The sequence below is a fragment of the Bradyrhizobium sp. AZCC 2176 genome (genome assembly GCF_036924645.1).
Taxonomy (GTDB): Bacteria; Pseudomonadota; Alphaproteobacteria; order Rhizobiales; family Xanthobacteraceae; genus Bradyrhizobium.
Window position 1 is genome coordinate 4,708,065 of record NZ_JAZHRX010000001.1, and the last position, 16,736, is coordinate 4,724,800.

Consider the following 16,736-nt stretch of genomic DNA (forward strand, 5'->3'; position numbering starts at 1 on the left):
GCCGTTAGCTTGCCGACGGCATGAATCGTCGGACAGGAGCTCTTTCGCTAAGATAGCGGACTTTCCAACTGATCCTTCGATTTGCTCAGGCTGTACTGATCATTCCCGGCGGCTGAAGATGTCGGCCACGCATGATGACAGGCTGTCCGCAGCTAATTGTACGTTCTGCTTGGCGCGGCTGCGAAATTCGGACTGTCGATCATTGGGGGGGCATGAGTCGTTACCTCATCATAGCAATCCCCGTGTTGCTCTTGACTCCCTTCACGGCATACGTCGCGGCGAAAGTTGTGTGGACCGCAATTCGCGTGAAGGCGGTGTTAATCGGCGGCCGGAGATATGCCTTTGCCGATCGGCCGGGGTTTGTCAGCTTTGTTGTCGCTGTCTGGCTGTTGCTAACGATGGCGATGCTGCTTGCCTCGGTTGCGCTCCTCAGTGAGCTACCATCAATCATAAACCAGAACATCAATTAGCGCGAAACTAAGGGGCGGAAAGCGGTTCGCGGATTTGAACGCCAGTGATTTCTCGCTAGAGCGCCGCGGCAACGATCTTGTCGTCAATGTCCTGAGTTCAGGCCACGCCATCACGGTCAAGTCGCAGTTCACGTCCCCGACAGATTTTTGGGGGATCGAACAAATTCAATTCGCTGATGGCACCGCTTTGAACAAGGCCGAGATAAAGGCCGCCGCATGGTACCGCGGCACAGCAGGCAACGAGAGCATTAGTGGCAGCTCCGGCGATGACACCTTTGATGGCAAGGGCGGCAATGACATCCTGACCGGCTATGGTGGCAGCGACACCTACATCTATGGCGTTGGCTCCGGCAACGATGTGGTGTCTGAACACGGCGCCGATGCCGGAACCGATGTCGTCAAGCTGGTTGGGCTCAACGCCTCGGACGTCGAATTCAGCCGCTCGGGCAACGATCTCAATATCCAGATCATCGCGACAGGCGAGCGGCTCAAGGTTGGAAACCAGTTCAATGGCGCCTATGGCGTCGAACAGGTTGCCTTTGCCGATGGCTCTGCCTGGGACCGTACTCAAATCGGCAATGCGGCATGGTTTCGCGGTACGTCAGGTAACGATTCCATCTCGGGGACGTCCGGCAACGATACGATCCTCGGCGGAGCGGGTAACGACACGATGTCAGGCGGCTCAGGCAGTGATACCTTCGTGTTCCGCGCTAATCTCGGTCAGGACGTCATCACGGATTTTACCGTCGGCAGCGACGTGTTGGCGACACAGGATGGTATCTTCGCGGATGCAACGACTGCGCTCGCGGCCGCCACGGCTTCGGGGAACGATACGTTGATCACCATCGACGCTAATAGCAGCATACTGTTGAAAAACGTCGCGCTTGCCAATCTGCACACGGATGACTTCCATATCGTCTGAGGGGGCGCATGGTCCGCACCCTCACACCGGCTCGTAGCTCTCGGTGGTGCAGGCATCCTCGGCTTCGATCTTTTGGCGATCGGCGATCACGCCGCCGGAAATCTCGACACGGTAGGTCTGCGTGCCCAGCGGTTTGCCGGTCACCGAAATCACTTCGGCCTTGACGCATGCGGTCCAGCCCGGTCCGCGCAGGTTGGGGCGCGGCTCGGAAACGCGAACATTGGTCGGTTGCGAGGCCGCCGTGAACACCGCGTCCAGCTTCTCCTTCAGCAGGTGCTTGATGTCGGGCGGCGGCTCGAGTGCGGGCGGCTCGGGTGCCTTGGCGCGCATGAACTCGGGCACCGGCGAGCGGACGTCGGCAAAGCCGCAACCCGCAAGCGTCAGCGCTGCGCCCACAACCAGCGCCACATGATTCACGATCCGCCGCATCGGAGGGTGTTTTACCCCGAACACGCCGCGCCAGAACAGGGCCTGTTGCCCAGATAACGATCCCGATACTGTGATTGACATCACTGCGCGGGACTTGGGCCTGCGACAAGATCCTTTGAATCGAGCCCTTGTCACGCCTCACAACGCGCCGCCGGCTTGAACCTTTGGCTCCGGGGCCATGACCAATCCGTAGCCTGCATTGCCGGGAGGTGGCATCATGTTCCGTGACACGCTGCTCAAGCTGATGATTCCCGCTGCGGTTCTTCTGGGAACGCAGTCGGCCTCTGCCGAAAATCGCCTCGCGCTGGTGATCGGCCAGTCCGCCTATCGCTCGGTGCCGGCGCTGCCCAATCCGGCCAATGACGCCAGGGCGGTCACGCAATTGCTGACCGATTCCGGCTTCGAGGTTTCGACCGCGGCCGATCTTTCGCAAGGCCAGATGCGGGAGGCGGTCAGCGACTTCGCGGGCAAGGTCGCGGCCAAGGGCGCCGACACCGTGGCCCTGGTGTTTTATGCCGGCCACGGGCTGCAGATCGACGGTGAGAACTTTCTGGTCCCGATCGATATCGATCCCAAGCGGGAAGCCGACATTCCGATCCAGGCGGTGCGCCTCAACGACATCCTGAACACGCTGACGTCGGTGCCGAGCAAGATGCGCATCCTGATGCTCGACGCCTGCCGCAACAATCCGTTCCCGGATCTCAAGACCGCCGGCAGCGGGCTTGCCATTATCGACGCGAAGGTCGGCGCTCCCGGCACCTTCCTGTCGTTCTCGACGTCGCCGGGCGCAGTCGCGGAAGACGGCTCCGGCTCCAACAGCCCGTATACGAACGCGCTGCTGTCGGCCGGCAAGGAACAGAACATTCCGATCGAGGAGACCTTCAAGCGGGTGCGGCTTGCGGTGAACAAGGTCACCGAAGGGCGGCAGACCCCGTGGGACAGCTCCTCGCTGACCGAGGATTTCCGCTTTTCCGGCGTGTCGGTCGCCGGGCCGAAGCTTGCGGCAGCTCCGAAGAAGACGGTCGCGGAGTGGACGCGTGATCTGAAGGGCAAGCCGGTCGAGGCGGCGAACGAGCTGATCGTGGCCGACGGCACCGACGAAGCGTATGAGGCCTTTGCCGGCCTCTTCCCGCAGACGGCGCTCGGACGGCTGGCGCGCGACTGGCTGGTTCGGCACCGGCGCATGGTGGCATGGAATGAGGCCGTGCTCATCAACACCGCTTCCGGATATCGCTCGTTCCTGGCGAAATTTCCCGACAGCGATCTCAGCGCGACCGCGCGCAAGCTGGAACAGCGGCTGCGCAACCGCCCCGAGTTCACGCCGGCGGTTGCCGCCGCCAACGCCGCCGTGCCGCAAAACGTTGCGCTGACCGGGCCGATGTGCCCCTGCAACGTGCAACCGGCGCCGCAGCAGCCGCTGAAAGTCAATGTCCCGGTCAGGCGCGTCGAACCGGATCCGCCGAAGAAGCGGGGCGATCACAAGCCGCCGCGCCGGCGCGAGTCGGATGATGACGTCGTGGTCGTTCGCCGTCCGCCCCCGCGCGAAGTGTACGAGCCGCCGCCGCCCCCGCCGGTCAGCATCGGCATCGGCATCGGTCTCGGCGGATTCGGCGGCGGCCGCGGCGGCCACTATGGCGGCGACCGGGGTAGATACTGAGGTGGCGATAGGGTAATCGATCCCGCAAGCGTTGCGTTGCGCTTGCGGGGCAAGATGCGAAATCCGGTTCGTCTGTTCACTTTCATCGTTGCCATCTTCTGCACCGGCATCGCGCTTCCGGCTTCCGCCTGGGAGCATTGGGGTGGCGATCGCGGCGGATCGCGGTTTTCGCCGCTCGGCCAGATCACGCCTGATAATGTCGGCAATCTCGTTCGCGCCTGGGAGTTTCGCACCGGCGATCTCGGCAGCCGCGCGCCCGAGGTGATGAAGCGGACCAAGTTTCAGGCCACGCCACTGTTGGTCGAAGACAGCCTGATCCTCTGCTCGCCGTTCAACGAAGTGATCGCGCTCGATCCCGGCAGCGGCGCGCAGAAGTGGCGGTACGATCCGAAGATCTCCACCGCGCAGCGCCCGGCCAACCGCTACACTTGCCGCGGGGTGGCCTATTGGGTCGACGACAAGGCGACCGGGACGGTTGCCTGCCGCGCGCGAATCTTCATGGGCACCAACGATGCGCGCGTGATTGCGCTCGACGCAAGGTCCGGGATTCCCTGCGCCGATTTCGGCGTCAATGGCGAGATCAGGATCGAGATCGGCACGCCGCTGGAATGGCCCGGCGAATTCCAGATCACATCGGCGCCCGTGATTGCCCGCGACACCGTGATCGTCGGCTCTGCGATCGCGGACAACCGCCGCGTCGAGGCGCCGGCCGGTACGGTGCGCGCCTTCGATGCGCGAACCGGGCGTCCGCGCTGGGACTTCGATCCGCTGGTGCATAGCGGTGTCACTGCCGGCCACGCCAATGTCTGGGCGCCGATGTCGGTGGACGAGGAGCGCGGCCTGGTGTTCTTGCCGACGTCTTCGCCGAGCCCGGATTTTTGGGGCGGCAAGCGGCCCGGCAACAACGACTACGCCAATTCGGTCGTGGCGCTGCGCGCCGAGACCGGCGAGCGGGTCTGGTCGTATCAGACCGTGCATCACGACGTCTGGGATTACGATTTGCCGGCGCAGCCGACGCTTTCGCGGATCGATACCGGCGAAGGCCGGCGCGACGTCGTGATCCAGCCGACCAAGCAGGGCTTTGTGTTCGTGCTCGACCGCGATACCGGCAAGCCGGTATGGCCGGTGGAGGAACGCGCCGCGCCGCAGGGCGGCACCGAAGGCGAGCAGCTCTCGCCGACGCAGCCGTTTCCAACCCACGTACCGCCGCTGCTGTCGCAACGAATTTCGGCCGACGATGTGTTCGGCCTGATTCCATTCTGGGAGCGCGGGGCCTGCCGCGCGCAGGTCGCGTCGGCGCGAAACGACGGCCTCTATACGCCGCCGTCGACGCAAGGCACCGTGGTGTTTCCGATGACCGGCGGCGGCGTGAATTGGGGTGGCGCCGCCTTCGATCCGGTCAACCAGATCCTTTACGCCAACACGACGCGGGCGATCCATATCGTCAAACTGCTTCCGCGTGCCGCCGTGGCCGATGGGTTCAACCCGCCGCCCGGTCACGATTTTGGACGGCAGCAGGGTACGCCCTTTGCCATGACGCGCGCGGTCGCGTTGTCGCCTTTGGGCCTGTTGTGCAACAAGCCGCCTTGGGGCGAGATGGTCGCGGTCGATCTGAAGGCCGGGAAGATTCTCTGGCGCTCGAGGGTCGGCACCACGGAAGACCGCGCGCCGCTCGGCATCGCTTTGCCCTTCGGCACGCCGCTCGTCAGCGGCGTCGCGATCACCGCCGGTGGTCTCGTCTTCACCGGCGCGATGGATGCTTATTTGCGCGCCTTCGACGCGCGATCGGGGCGGGAGCTGTGGCAGGGCCGGCTGCCGGTGCCGGGCGTTGCCAATCCCATGACCTATCTGTGGAAGGGCGAGCAATATGTCGCGATCGGCGCCGGCGGTCATTCGGAGTCGGGCACGACGATCGGCGACAGTGTGGTGGCGTTCCGCCTGGCGCGGCCCGGGGAAGCGCCCTCGCTATGGTCGCGCACCATCGACCGGCCCGGCGGGCGCTTCATGAGCGGGGCGATCGCAATCGGGCTTGTGGTCGTGTTGATGGCGATGCTGGTGTGGCGCTGGCGGCGGCGCTGGGTGGTCAAGGTGTAGATGCGCTAGTGCGTTCGCAGGGACGACACGGGGATGGATTTCGGATTCAACTCTCAAACAGCTCTCTGCTGTCATTGTCCGGCTTGACCGGACGATCCAGTACGCTGCGGCTTCTCCGCGTCATTGCGAGCGAAGCGAAGCAATCCATTCTTTCTTTATGCCGGGACATGGATTGCTTCGCGGAGCCTGTCATCGGGCAGCGCTTCGCGCCGACCCGTTGGCTCGCAATGACGGTGGATACAGTTTCGCGATCTCGCGGCGCATCTCGCCCGAGCTTTGCATCTTCTTTTGCCCTCTTCGTAACTAGAGGGCGCAGGGAAGACCGGGTGCTTGCTGCACCCGCGGTCTCGCGTGCGATTTGCGCAAACAAAACTGCACACGAGCATACAGGGCAGCGGGAGCATTCCGGCCTTCCCTGCGCAATGGCTTTACGGCTTACTTCGTGCTCTCCCCGGAGAACGGCTCTGTTGCCTCCGTCGCCAGCGAGATACTTCCCGCCAACTTAACGCCAGCACCGCGGCGCCCGAACCACACGACTTCGCCGTACGCGTCCGGCGCGTACGTCTGGCGCGCCCTCAGCGTCCATCGCATCTCACCGCGCGTTCGTGACGATCGCGAGCGCCCCTCAATCGGGTGAGACGGGCGGAGTTATGCGACTGATTTGGGTGAGAACGAAAGCAGAATATTTTTGCAAAGGAGACTGGACAGGTTTTGACTGATTTGCCCGACAAGTGGTTTTTGTCGCGGTTGTGCATCAAGATTGCGCTTGCGCGCAAAGCAAATCAGTTCGCAGTCCGTATGTATTGGTGGGCACGGCGCGAAGCGCGCCTTTCCCTGCGTCTTCATCTCCCAGGCATGACGTCGGCGATCCAACACTCTGCTCATCCGCGGATGAACAGGGCTCGCGTCACTATCCGAGCGCCGGCTCTGCATACAACGGGGGCTGCGTCCGATCACGACAAGGCGCATCTCACCCTCTGGGCGAAGGGATGTTTCTTGATCTGTTCCAGGTTGTGCCCTGTTCTAATTCACGATGGGTGCAGCCTTGTTTGCGACGCCGGTGGCCTGTTGAAATTGTGACTGGCCCAGTTTGATTTGTGTCGGCTGCCAGACAGACGAAATGCGAACTGACGGTCTGTAATTTCCAGGGGGCTTGGGAGGGATTCATCCATGGCTCAGCAGCGTAGACGCGTCAAACACACGGCGACCTTTGAAGAACGCTTAGCGCAAGAGGCCCAAAAATTTAAGGAAGCGGCCGACAAAGAGCTGCCAGGCAGCATGGCGCGCGAACTTCTTTTGAGACGCGTCCGGCAAGCTGAGACGGCATCTTTCATGAACCAACGACTAACTTCCCCCGGCTTGCGGTCGCCGAAATAGCGTCGCACCCATGCACGCTTATCGGGCTTACCTGATTGGCTGGGACGGCCACATCGTCCATCGCGTAGATATTGAATGCGACGATGACGAAGCCGCCAAGGCGCGCGCCAAATTGCTCGTGGACGGTCACGACGTAGAACTATGGGACGGCGCGCGGAAGATCGCGGAGTTCAAGACAGCGCAGTAAGACCGCCTCGGTTGGCGGCGCCAATTGGTCCAGCCAATTGGTCCAAATGCAGAGCCAGCCTATCGAACATCTCGCGGAAGGTTACTTTGACGACGGCCGCTTGTTTCCTAGAACGCCCGGCGCCGCGGCGGCGGACCGGCCTGTGGGTGGCGCGCCCGGGTGAGGAGTTCGAAGATTGCGATCACCGCGGCGCAAGCGATGATAGTGATTGTCGCCATCACGAAAACAGTTTTGAACATGGTTCGCTCCTGACACACTATTGACGCCAAGACGCCAGACGAATCGGGTTCCGGCAAGACCAGAGAACTACGGGGGTCGGGCCGCCGTGCGATGGCGGATTACGATCCCGCTCTACAGCATTGCGAACGCGCTCGAGACCATCGCCACCGCCTTGTTGTCGGTGGCGGAAAGCAGCGTGACGCGGCCGAAGCTCATGGTGCGCCCGAGGCGGACCACGCGCGCATCGGCCAGCACGTCGGAAGCTGCGACCGCGCGCATGAAATGCGTGGTCTGGTCGACCGTCGTCATCGGTCGATAGCCGCGGTTGGCGGCGAGGTTGGCGATCACCATCGCGGTGTCGGCAAAGGCCATCAGTGCCTGGCCCGAGACCGTGCCGCCATTGCGGCACAGCCGCTCCGAGAACGGCAGGCGCAGGATCGCGCCCGGCTGCCAGTCGGCGGCATCGGGTGATGGCGCAATGTCAAAGCGCTCGATCGAGAGGTTGAGATCCATCACCCAGGGCGCAAATACCTCGCCAAGCACGCGCTTTGCTTCCGCGATGCCGAATTCCGCTGCTGGTGGCTGTTGCTGCATGAACGCCCGTTTCCTTAGCCGATAGTGTTTGCAGGCCGTATTGTAGTGGTCATTGCGGCGAAGGGAACAGCCGCGGCGGGCCACAATACGGCCCGAAATCCTGTAAGTCGGGCCAGGCTTTGCATGTGCGTCCCGCGCGTCCCACCAAAAGCGGGGGCCCCGTGCTTGGCGAGGCGGTTGGGCCGGTGGTATCCTTCCTGAAAACGCAATGTCAGCGTCCCAAAAGGAGAACGTCATGAGAATGCTGAGCGCGGCCGCTGTGGTGGTGTTGTTGACGGCGCCGGCCTACGCGCAGACCCCAAACATCAACCTGATGCCGGAGTTCCAGTCCAAATCGCCGGAAGAGAAAGAGCAGGATGCGGTCAAGGACAAGGCCTATAAGGAATCCTTGAAGAAGATTCCCGACGCCAAGGCCTCTTCCGATCCCTGGGGAACCGTGCGCAGCACCGACGGTCCCAAGGACTCGGCGAAGGCCGCAGCGGCGCCCAGGAAGAGCAAGACCGGCAGCAACAGCCAGTAAACGCTCCACCAAGCCGCGAGTAGGATTCCTTCGCCGCAACCCCTATATTCGACCTGTCGTCCTGGTCTGGAGTTACGACATGGTCTTTCGCCCGCGCGATCTCGCGAGCCGGATGGCCGGCCGGCGCAAGCCGGACGATGGCTATCTGCGCGAGACCTTCACGCTGCCGCGCGACAAAGCGAGGGCGAGGGCACGCGACTTCCTCAACCGCTATCCCAAGGCGGCCTATATGAGCTCGGTCGAAAGCTGGCGCGAGCTACCCGGCGGCGACATCGAATTCACGATGCGCCGGCTTGCCAGCGCCGATTAGAGCAACTCTGGATTCTTGTTTTGACGCGTTTTCTGCGCAGATAAGTCTACGCAATCTGCGCAAACTTGATTGCTATGCGACCGGTGCCCACCCCCGGATCAAGTCCGAGGGCATGCTTCGCTCGAAAACACTATTGGGTCCCACGAAATCACCAACACCTCGATTTTTGCCGAATTCCGATAACTCGGTATTCAGGTATTCCCGCCTAGATTCCCCGCGCAGGAGAAATCATGGCGAGAGACCGCAGAGATCTGGGTGCCCGCAAGTTCGTTCGGGTCGATTTGCGCAAGCCGGGCTTCCTGATTCCAGCGCCGGATGCGCCATGGATCGAGTGTTACATCCTCGATATTTCCGAGAACGGCGCCTGCCTCGACGTGGGCGATCTCGCAGTACCAAAGGTGTTCGGCCTGTCGCTGACTGCGGGCGGCGAGGTGCGGCGGGTATGCACGCTGATCTGGCGCAGGGGCGAATTGGTCGGCGTCCGGTTCGTCTCCGCCCGGGAGCTGCGCAAGGGCGTCGCGCCGACCGGTGAACCGGAGGCCGCTACCAAAAAGGCGCACGCCTAGAGCCTTATTGGTTCTGATCAGAACCGGGGAGCGCTTTAATCCGTATCCTGCAGTGTTTGCGCAAATGTTCGGCCTTAACCTGCTGTAATTGCTTGATATTTTTCAGATGAGAGATCGGCGGAAGAATCCAGCGGCGGGCTACTCCCGCTCTGCCTTTTTCAGCTCCCGATCGATCCGAAGCTGGACCCGCCGGATCGCCAGCAGATTGAGCTTGGCTTCGGTCTTGCCCGCGACGACCCTCTCGCCGATGCGGAATTGCCATTTCCAAATGCCCGGAGCGACCGCCGTCACGGTGAATTCAACGCCCTTGTAGATCATATAAAATCCCGCTGCGGCGCGACCGCCTCAATAATAATCAAACAACTATAGAAAGCCGGCCAGCCTGATCAGCGTAAATTCTATGAAAGTCTCCCGAATGCCTTCGCCATAACGGGAGCGGAACCGCAAAGTTCCATGGGGAATACCTTTGCCGCGGAGCGTACGGCCAAATCCCGCTTGCTTGCTGGAGTTCTAAACCTCGCGCGTGCGGCCAAGGTTCGCGACAGTCCCGTTGCCGCGCGCGCAAAAAAGCGCTGCGCCGCGCAAGCGGAGTATGGTCCGCTTGGCGGCGCAGGCCTATTCCCCGAGTGATGCAATGTCCCAGGCAAAGTTTTGTCTGGATGGAATGAAAAAGGTTCAACGCCGCGCGTAACGAATTGCCGGATAGTTTGTGCCTGAAACGGGGCTTTGCAGCGGACGTACCTGCTCGCGAGGGCGGGGTGTCCTCCCGATTTCCCCGTCATCGGCGACCTCGCTGCATAGCTCCATGTGGCGGGGTCGTTTGGCTGCGCGGCGCGTGCGGCCTATTCCTGGCGCGTCGGATAAGGTTGCCGCGGCGGAATGTGGGGTCGCGACGGCGCGTCCGGCCGGACCGGCTGCGGCACCCTGGACGGATCCGGCGTGCGGCTGAGGCTCAAGGGCCGTGTGAGGAGAGGGGCGCCATGCTGCTGAGGCGTCAGCAGGATGGGTTCGTGGGGGACGACAACCTGTATATGCATGCCGCAAGAGATAGCGCGGGCGCCTTGACGGACGGTTCAGGTGAAACCGCAAGCACGCCTAAAATTGTAGGCGACCTCACCCGCATCTGCAGAGGGACTGATAAACGATGAGGCCGCCCTGTCCGGCGGCCTCATCGCGAGAGCTAGCCTTCCGGCTGCTCTACATCAGGCGCCCGGGGGCTGGCGTCCGGCGCCTCTTCACTCCTGGCCGAAAGGTCGGCGGCCTTTTCGAGAAAGCCCGCGGCGACATCCGGATCCGTGGTGGCCATTGCAAACTTGAGAAAGGTTGCCGCTTGTTCCGTTAGATATTTCTTGCCCGGCACAATCTGGTTCCCCATTACTACCCGTTACTAAATCAGCCACTATCAGCCGCTCCCGGTGCGATTACGCATTGCGGCGAGATCCGTTCCGAAAGAAAAGCACAAAAGTGAGCTCAAGGCGGCCGGGCGGCGCGGCCGGATGTTCAGCCCGATCTTGTGCGCGCTGCGTCGAGGCCGAACGAGACGCCAGTTCCGGAAAGCCGGGCTACTCCTCCGGCGAGGCCCTCGCCTAACTGTGAAGGTCAGCCTTGTGCACGGGGATTTGCAGTTCTGCCGCCCGCTCCTGCCGCTCCTTCTTGGCGAATTCGCGCTCGCGCTGTTCGAAGGCGGCCAGTTCCTTTTGCGCCGCCTCAAGAAAGCGGTCGCGTGGTGTTATTGCCAATTGAGTGTGTCCCGTCAATTACGCACCCCGTCGATTGACCCCAGGGCCCGATCATATTTAAGCCCTCGGGGCCGGGGAAGGTCTGCAGGCCGTAAAACTACGGAATTATGAAATCCGGAAAAACCAGCAGATTTGAGGGGGATACTGGGCCGAATTTCGCGTGCCCAAGGATGGCGAACGGGTAAATCATGAGCGCTCTCCACCAGTGTAACCACTGACGTCACGCCGCGAGCATTCGTTCCGGGCGGTCTCACTCTGGCGACTTCAAGCCTGGCGAGGAAATCCACTGGTCGATGTGGGCGGCGGTATCCGCCTGACGGGCTTTTCGCAGCAGCTCCTCGCGTTCCTGCCCGGGAGGTTTGGTCCGGGCTTCCTGCCGCAGTCGCTCAGCTTCCTTCGTCAGCCGATCAGGAAAAGTCAGGGTATTCTTGAAACGGTGTCGCTGCATGGTTCGCTCCTGTGGAAAGGGCGGAAGCGCGAACGGTCTCTCTGTCACCGATGGGCAGCCGAGGTCCGGCGGTGATGGGAACAATTTGCGCCCGGGAACTTCCGAGCGCGAGTCATTTATTCGCGAGCGGAAAATGATGAGGCCGCCAACTGAGGCGGCCTTACTTCGCGTGCGACCCGGTGCGTCGTGCGCTCCATGCCCTAACTACCGTCAAGACGGGCAGCGGCCATAGCAAGGCTCTTATCCAGTGCAGTGTCCAATATCGTGCGCGTGCGCTCATGGTTGGAAACATAATCCAAAAGAGGGCCGCTGTGAAAACCAGATGGCACCCGAGGCCGGAAACAGGCCAAGTACCCTCTTTATAAAAAGAACATATTGCGAACATGGAACAAACGTGGTACGAAAATTCCTATACGCCGATCGAATCCTGAACCTGCCATCGTCCGTTTGTCCCGCTCGCGAATCCCCGCCATAAGGAGCACATCTATGTCCGCCACTGCCCTGCGTATCGTTGAAGGATCCTCCATGGATAAGACCAAGGCCCTGTCTGCCGCGCTCTCCCAGATCGAGCGCCAGTTCGGCAAGGGCTCGGTGATGAAGCTGGGCAAGAACGACCGCTCGATGGATGTCGAGACCATTTCGTCGGGCTCGCTCGGGCTCGACATTGCGCTCGGCGTCGGCGGCCTGCCGAAGGGGCGGGTGGTCGAAATCTACGGGCCGGAATCGTCGGGCAAGACCACGCTGGCGCTGCACACGGTGGCCGAAGGACAGAAGAAGGGCGGCATCTGCGCCTTCATCGACGCCGAACATGCGCTCGATCCGGTCTATGCGCGCAAGCTCGGCGTCAACATCGACGAACTCCTGATCTCGCAGCCCGATACTGGCGAGCAGGCTTTGGAAATCTGCGACACCTTGGTGCGTTCCGGCGCGGTCGACGTGCTGGTGGTCGATTCGGTGGCGGCGCTGGTGCCGAAGGCCGAACTCGAGGGCGAGATGGGCGACGCGCTGCCGGGTCTGCAGGCGCGGTTGATGAGCCAGGCGCTGCGCAAGCTCACCGCCTCGATCAACAAGTCCAACACCATGGTGATCTTCATCAACCAGATCCGCATGAAGATCGGCGTGATGTACGGCTCGCCGGAAACCACCACCGGCGGCAACGCGCTGAAATTTTACGCCTCCGTCCGCCTCGACATCCGCCGCATCGGCGCGATCAAGGAGCGCGACGAAGTGGTCGGCAACACCACCCGCGTCAAGGTGGTGAAGAACAAGCTGGCGCCGCCCTTCAAGCAGGTCGAGTTCGACATCATGTATGGCGAGGGCGTCTCCAAGATGGGCGAGATCCTCGACCTCGGCGTCAAGGCCGGCATTGTCGAGAAATCCGGCGCCTGGTTCTCCTATGACAGCCAGCGGCTGGGCCAAGGCCGCGAGAACTCAAAAGCGTTCCTCAAGGCCAATCCCGACATGGTCGCCAAGATCGAGACGGCGATCCGCCAAAACTCCGGCCTGATCGCCGAGCAGATCCTGGCCGGTCCCGCCGAGCGCGACGCCGACGGCGAGGAGCCGGCGGGCGACGAATAAGTTTCCGACGCTTCAGGCCGATAAGGTTTGAAACGCGACAGGCGGGTGCTGCGGACGTTGAGTTGCCGACGTTCTCAGCGCCCGTTCTGTTTTGCGTTGCGCCGTAGCGCCGTGGCCGTAGGATAGGTAGAGCGCAGCGAAACCCATCAGAAGTCGGACGGCAAAAGAGATGGGTATCGCTTCGCTCGGCCCATCCTACGAAGTTATTCCGCGGCTTGCGCGTAGTCCGCGACCGGCGGGCACGAGCACACCAGATTGCGGTCGCCATAGACGTTGTCGACGCGGCCGACCGGACACCAGTATTTGTCGGTGCGTGAGACGCCGTCGGGGAAGCAACCCGTGGCGCGGCTATAGGCGCGGTTCCACGCATCATCGACAATGTCGTGCACGGTGTGCGGGGCGTGGCGCAAGGGCGAGGCTTCGACCTTCCAGCGGCCGATCTCGATCTCCGTGATCTCGCTTCGGATCGCGATCATGGCGTCGCAGAAGCGATCCAGCTCCGCCTTCGATTCCGATTCGGTCGGCTCGATCATCAGCGTGCCCGGCACCGGGAAACTCATGGTCGGCGCGTGGAAGCCGTAGTCGATCAGGCGCTTGGCGATATCGTCGACGGTGACGCCGCTGGTAGTTTTGAGCGGGCGCGGATCGACGATGCATTCATGCGCGACGCGGCCCTTGGCATTCCGGTAGAGCACCGGGAAATGCGGATCGAGGCGGCTTGCGATGTAATTGGCGTTGAGGATTGCGATCTCGGTAGCGCGCCGCAATCCCTCGCCCGACATCATCAGGATGTAAATGTAGGAAATCGTCAGGATCGACGCTGATCCGAACGGCGCCGCCGACACCGGTCCGACCGGATGCGCCGTCGTGCCGTCGGTTGCGGGATGGCCGGGCAGGTAGGGTGCAAGATGGGCCTTGACGCCGATCGGGCCCATGCCCGGGCCGCCGCCGCCATGCGGGATACAGAAGGTCTTGTGCAGATTGAGGTGCGAGACGTCGGCGCCGTAATCGCCGGGCCGCGACAGGCCGACCTGCGCGTTCATGTTGGCACCGTCCAGATAGACCTGGCCGCCATGGCCGTGAACGATGTCGCAGATCTCGCTGATGTGCTCCTCGAACACGCCGTGCGTCGAGGGATAGGTGATCATGACGGCGGCGAGGTTTTTGGAGTGCTTCTCCGCCTTGGCGCGGAGGTCGTCGACGTCGACGTCGCCGCGCGCGTCGCAGGCGGTCACCACCACCTCCATGCCGGCCATATGGGCGGAAGCCGGATTGGTGCCGTGCGCGGAGGAGGGGATCAGGCACACCTTGCGGTGCGGCTCGCCGCGCGCGGCATGATAGGCGCGGATCGCGAGCAGCCCGGCATATTCGCCCTGGGCGCCGGAATTGGGCTGCAGCGAGACCGCGTCATAGCCTGTCATGTCGCACAGCGCTTTCTCAAGCCGCCTGAACAACACATGATAGCCCCTGGCCTGCTCGGATGGCGCGAACGGATGCAGATTGCCGAACTCAGGCCACGTCAGCGGAATCATCTCCGTGGTCGCGTTCAGCTTCATGGTGCAGGAGCCGAGCGGAATCATGGCGCGGTCGAGCGCGAGGTCGCGGTCCGAGAGCTTGCGCATGTAGCGCAACAGCTCGGTCTCGGAGCGGTGCGCGTGGAACACGGGATGGGTGAGGAAGGCGCTGTCGCGCTTCAGTTCCGCCGGCAGCGTCTCGCGCGTGCTGACCTCCATATCGGCATAGGACAGCTTGCCGCCGAATGCGCGCCACACCGCTTCGACGGTCGCTTGTGTCGTGGTCTCGTCCAGCGCGATGCCCAGCCGGCCTTCACCGATGCGCAGATTGATTGCTTCAGCATGGGCCCGGACGACGATCTCGCTTTGTCTGGTACCCACATCCACCGTCACGGTGTCGAAGAAGATCTCGCTCTTCAATGCAAAGCCAAGCTGGCGCAAGCCCGCCGCCAGCACCGCTGCGCGCCGGTGCACGGTCCGCGCAATGTGTGTCAGCCCTTCCGGGCCGTGATAGACCGCGTACATCGAGGCGATCACCGCCAGCAGCACCTGCGCGGTGCAGATGTTGGAGGTGGCCTTTTCGCGGCGGATATGCTGCTCGCGGGTTTGCAGCGCCAGCCGATAGGCCGGCTGCCCGCGCGAATCCACCGACAGGCCGACAATGCGGCCGGGCAGCGAACGCTTCAGCGCGTCGCGCACCGACATGTAAGCCGCATGCGGGCCGCCATAGCCCATCGGCACGCCAAAGCGCTGCGCCGATCCGATGGCGATATCGGCGCCGAGTTCGCCGGGCGAGGCGATCAGCGTCAGCGCCAGCAGATCGGCCGCAACGACGGCGAGCGCGCCCTTGGCGTGCAGCGCTGCAATCGCGGGCCGCAGATCTCGCACCGCGCCTGATGTGCCGGGATATTGCAGCAAGCCGCCGAACACTTCCGCCTTGTCGAGATCGGTGAGGGGATCGCCGACGATCAAATTCCAGCCGAGCGGCTCCGCGCGGGTACGCAGCACGGTGAGCGTCTGCGGATGCACGTCCGCATCGACGAAGAACGATTTTGTCTTCACCTGCGAGGCGCGTTCGGCGAGCGCCATGGCCTCTGCGGCCGCTGTGCCTTCATCAAGCAGCGAGGCATTGGCGACGTCGAGCCCGGTCAGATCGCAGATCATGGTCTGGAAGTTGAACAGCGCCTCCAGCCGGCCCTGGCTGATCTCGGGCTGATACGGCGTGTAGGCCGTGTACCAGGCCGGGTTTTCGAGAATATTGCGCTGGATCACGGCGGGCAGGATGGTACCGGAATAGCCTTGGCCGATCAGCGAGGTGAACACTTCGTTTTGCGCGGCCAGCTCGCGCATATGCGCCAGCGCCTCGGTTTCGCTGAGCGCTGGCCCGAGATCGAGCGGCGCCTTCTGCCGGATCGAGGACGGCAGCGTCTGCCCCATCAGCTCGTCAAGGCTGTTCGCGCCGACGCTGTTCAGCATCGCTGCGATGTCGCGGGGCGAGGGGCCGATATGACGGCGCACGAAATCGGTGGCGGCTTCAGTGGTGGTTTTCAGCGGCGCGTTCATGGGTCTTTCCTCGTCGCATAGCGGGGTGCAGTTACTCCGTCATGCCCGGCCTTGTGCCGGGCATCCACGTCTTGCTTTGGCGCCAAACAAGGCGTGGATGGCCGGGCATAGGCGAGCGGAAGCGACGCCGTCCTTCAGACGGCTATGCCCGGCCATGACGGCCGAGATGTTGCCTGCAGCATTCAAGCCGTGTGTGCCTTGTAAGCGGCCTCATCCATCAGGCCGCCGAGTTCGCTTTTGTCCGCAATCTTGAGCTTGAAGAACCAGGCCTTGCCACCTGCGTCGGAATTCACCAGCGCAGGTTCGGCGGCGAGCGCCTCGTTGACCTCGACCACCTCGCCGGAAATCGGTGCGTAGACGTCGGAGGCGGCCTTGACCGATTCGACCACCGCGGCGGCTTCGGCCTTTTTCAGCGTGCGGCCGACCTTGGGCAGTTCGACGAACACGACATCGCCAAGCTGCGACTGCGCATAGTCGGTGACCCCGATGGTGGCGACATCGCCCTCGATGCGGAGCCATTCATGGTCTGATGTGAACAATGTCGTCATG

At 62.7% G+C, this 16,736-nt stretch carries 18 protein-coding genes; 9 read left to right on the top strand and 9 right to left on the bottom strand.

The features are described 5' to 3' along the window. The first annotated feature begins 212 nt into the window (after positions 1-212). On the top strand, positions 213-470 hold the full coding sequence (locus tag V1288_RS22155; RefSeq protein WP_334359070.1) for a hypothetical protein: 258 nt from the start codon (positions 213-215) through the stop codon (positions 468-470). Positions 471-504: 34 nt separating this feature from the next. Further along, positions 505-1,392, top strand: coding sequence for a calcium-binding protein (locus tag V1288_RS22160; RefSeq protein ID WP_334359071.1), 888 nt, complete (start codon positions 505-507; stop codon positions 1,390-1,392). Positions 1,393-1,413: 21 nt separating this feature from the next. Here V1288_RS22160 and V1288_RS22165 read toward each other — a convergent pair whose 3' ends face one another. Continuing rightward, on the bottom strand, positions 1,414-1,800 hold the full coding sequence (locus V1288_RS22165) for a hypothetical protein (RefSeq protein WP_334359072.1): 387 nt from the start codon (positions 1,798-1,800) through the stop codon (positions 1,414-1,416). Positions 1,801-2,038: 238 nt separating this feature from the next. Here V1288_RS22165 and V1288_RS22170 point away from each other — a divergent pair, with 238 nt between their 5' ends. The 3 genes from V1288_RS22170 to V1288_RS22180 all read left to right on the top strand — a co-directional run bounded on the left by V1288_RS22170 (position 2,039) and on the right by V1288_RS22180 (position 7,136). Beyond that, positions 2,039-3,478: a caspase family protein gene (locus tag V1288_RS22170; protein WP_334359073.1), complete on the top strand. Its 1,440-nt coding sequence runs from the start codon at positions 2,039-2,041 to the stop codon at positions 3,476-3,478. Between the two features lie 54 nt (positions 3,479-3,532). Then, positions 3,533-5,572 carry a pyrroloquinoline quinone-dependent dehydrogenase gene (locus V1288_RS22175; RefSeq protein ID WP_334359074.1) on the top strand — a complete coding sequence of 680 codons (2,040 nt, stop codon included), beginning with the start codon at positions 3,533-3,535 and terminating at the stop codon, positions 5,570-5,572. Positions 5,573-6,959: 1,387 nt separating this feature from the next. Continuing rightward, on the top strand, positions 6,960-7,136 hold the full coding sequence (locus tag V1288_RS22180) for a hypothetical protein (protein ID WP_334359075.1): 177 nt from the start codon (positions 6,960-6,962) through the stop codon (positions 7,134-7,136). A 107-nt stretch (positions 7,137-7,243) separates the two neighbouring features. Here the strand turns inward: V1288_RS22180 and V1288_RS22185 are convergent, their stop codons facing one another. Both V1288_RS22185 and V1288_RS22190 read right to left on the bottom strand, forming a co-directional pair. Then, on the bottom strand, positions 7,244-7,375 hold the full coding sequence (locus V1288_RS22185) for a hypothetical protein (RefSeq protein ID WP_334359076.1): 132 nt from the start codon (positions 7,373-7,375) through the stop codon (positions 7,244-7,246). A gap of 112 nt (positions 7,376-7,487) precedes the next feature. Continuing rightward, positions 7,488-7,949 (bottom strand): PaaI family thioesterase, encoded by a 462-nt coding sequence (locus V1288_RS22190; RefSeq protein ID WP_334359077.1) that lies wholly within the window; start codon positions 7,947-7,949, stop codon positions 7,488-7,490. 235 nt (positions 7,950-8,184) lie between these two features. On the opposite strand from V1288_RS22190, the gene V1288_RS22195 reads away from it, so the two are divergent. From V1288_RS22195 to V1288_RS22205, 3 genes are all read left to right on the top strand, one after another. Then, positions 8,185-8,469 carry a hypothetical protein gene (locus V1288_RS22195; RefSeq protein ID WP_334359078.1) on the top strand — a complete coding sequence of 95 codons (285 nt, stop codon included), beginning with the start codon at positions 8,185-8,187 and terminating at the stop codon, positions 8,467-8,469. A 79-nt stretch (positions 8,470-8,548) separates the two neighbouring features. Continuing rightward, a complete protein-coding gene (locus V1288_RS22200; RefSeq protein ID WP_334359079.1) occupies positions 8,549-8,779 on the top strand; it encodes a hypothetical protein in 231 nt (76 codons plus the stop codon). 230 nt (positions 8,780-9,009) lie between these two features. Beyond that, the gene (locus V1288_RS22205) at positions 9,010-9,345 is read left to right on the top strand and encodes a PilZ domain-containing protein (RefSeq protein ID WP_334359080.1); all 336 of its coding nucleotides are present in this window, start codon (positions 9,010-9,012) and stop codon (positions 9,343-9,345) included. A gap of 138 nt (positions 9,346-9,483) precedes the next feature. Here V1288_RS22205 and V1288_RS22210 read toward each other — a convergent pair whose 3' ends face one another. The 4 genes from V1288_RS22210 to V1288_RS22225 form a co-directional block, all read right to left on the bottom strand. Then, a complete protein-coding gene (locus V1288_RS22210) occupies positions 9,484-9,663 on the bottom strand; it encodes a hypothetical protein (RefSeq protein ID WP_334359081.1) in 180 nt (59 codons plus the stop codon). A gap of 862 nt (positions 9,664-10,525) precedes the next feature. Next, positions 10,526-10,705: a hypothetical protein gene (locus tag V1288_RS22215; protein WP_334359082.1), complete on the bottom strand. Its 180-nt coding sequence runs from the start codon at positions 10,703-10,705 to the stop codon at positions 10,526-10,528. Between the two features lie 226 nt (positions 10,706-10,931). Further along, positions 10,932-11,084: a hypothetical protein gene (locus V1288_RS22220; RefSeq protein WP_334359083.1), complete on the bottom strand. Its 153-nt coding sequence runs from the start codon at positions 11,082-11,084 to the stop codon at positions 10,932-10,934. A 250-nt stretch (positions 11,085-11,334) separates the two neighbouring features. Continuing rightward, positions 11,335-11,532 carry a hypothetical protein gene (locus V1288_RS22225; protein ID WP_334359084.1) on the bottom strand — a complete coding sequence of 66 codons (198 nt, stop codon included), beginning with the start codon at positions 11,530-11,532 and terminating at the stop codon, positions 11,335-11,337. Positions 11,533-12,018: 486 nt separating this feature from the next. Here V1288_RS22225 and recA point away from each other — a divergent pair, with 486 nt between their 5' ends. Continuing rightward, positions 12,019-13,110 carry a recombinase RecA gene (recA, locus tag V1288_RS22230; protein WP_057848592.1) on the top strand — a complete coding sequence of 364 codons (1,092 nt, stop codon included), beginning with the start codon at positions 12,019-12,021 and terminating at the stop codon, positions 13,108-13,110. Between the two features lie 203 nt (positions 13,111-13,313). On the opposite strand, the gene gcvP is transcribed toward recA, so the two are convergent. Both gcvP and gcvH read right to left on the bottom strand, forming a co-directional pair. Then, entirely contained in the window at positions 13,314-16,187 is a 2,874-nt protein-coding gene (gcvP, locus tag V1288_RS22235; protein WP_334359085.1) for an aminomethyl-transferring glycine dehydrogenase, read from the bottom strand. 182 nt (positions 16,188-16,369) lie between these two features. Continuing rightward, positions 16,370-16,735 carry a glycine cleavage system protein GcvH gene (gene gcvH / locus V1288_RS22240; RefSeq protein WP_334359086.1) on the bottom strand — a complete coding sequence of 122 codons (366 nt, stop codon included), beginning with the start codon at positions 16,733-16,735 and terminating at the stop codon, positions 16,370-16,372. Position 16,736: the final 1 nt, after the last annotated feature.

Coding starts and splice junctions, on each gene's coding strand:
- V1288_RS22180 (WP_334359075.1), top strand. CDS start 6,960: ATGCACGCTTATCGGGCTTACCTGATTGGCTGGGACGGCCACATCGTC.
- V1288_RS22170 (WP_334359073.1), top strand. CDS start 2,039: ATGTTCCGTGACACGCTGCTCAAGCTGATGATTCCCGCTGCGGTTCTT.
- V1288_RS22195 (WP_334359078.1), top strand. CDS start 8,185: ATGAGAATGCTGAGCGCGGCCGCTGTGGTGGTGTTGTTGACGGCGCCG.
- V1288_RS22155 (WP_334359070.1), top strand. CDS start 213: ATGAGTCGTTACCTCATCATAGCAATCCCCGTGTTGCTCTTGACTCCC.
- V1288_RS22200 (WP_334359079.1), top strand. CDS start 8,549: ATGGTCTTTCGCCCGCGCGATCTCGCGAGCCGGATGGCCGGCCGGCGC.
- V1288_RS22225 (WP_334359084.1), bottom strand. CDS start 11,532: ATGCAGCGACACCGTTTCAAGAATACCCTGACTTTTCCTGATCGGCTG.
- recA (WP_057848592.1), top strand. CDS start 12,019: ATGTCCGCCACTGCCCTGCGTATCGTTGAAGGATCCTCCATGGATAAG.
- V1288_RS22210 (WP_334359081.1), bottom strand. CDS start 9,663: ATGATCTACAAGGGCGTTGAATTCACCGTGACGGCGGTCGCTCCGGGC.
- V1288_RS22175 (WP_334359074.1), top strand. CDS start 3,533: ATGCGAAATCCGGTTCGTCTGTTCACTTTCATCGTTGCCATCTTCTGC.
- V1288_RS22205 (WP_334359080.1), top strand. CDS start 9,010: ATGGCGAGAGACCGCAGAGATCTGGGTGCCCGCAAGTTCGTTCGGGTC.
- gcvH (WP_334359086.1), bottom strand. CDS start 16,735: ATGACGACATTGTTCACATCAGACCATGAATGGCTCCGCATCGAGGGC.
- gcvP (WP_334359085.1), bottom strand. CDS start 16,187: ATGAACGCGCCGCTGAAAACCACCACTGAAGCCGCCACCGATTTCGTG.
- V1288_RS22190 (WP_334359077.1), bottom strand. CDS start 7,949: ATGCAGCAACAGCCACCAGCAGCGGAATTCGGCATCGCGGAAGCAAAG.
- V1288_RS22185 (WP_334359076.1), bottom strand. CDS start 7,375: ATGTTCAAAACTGTTTTCGTGATGGCGACAATCACTATCATCGCTTGC.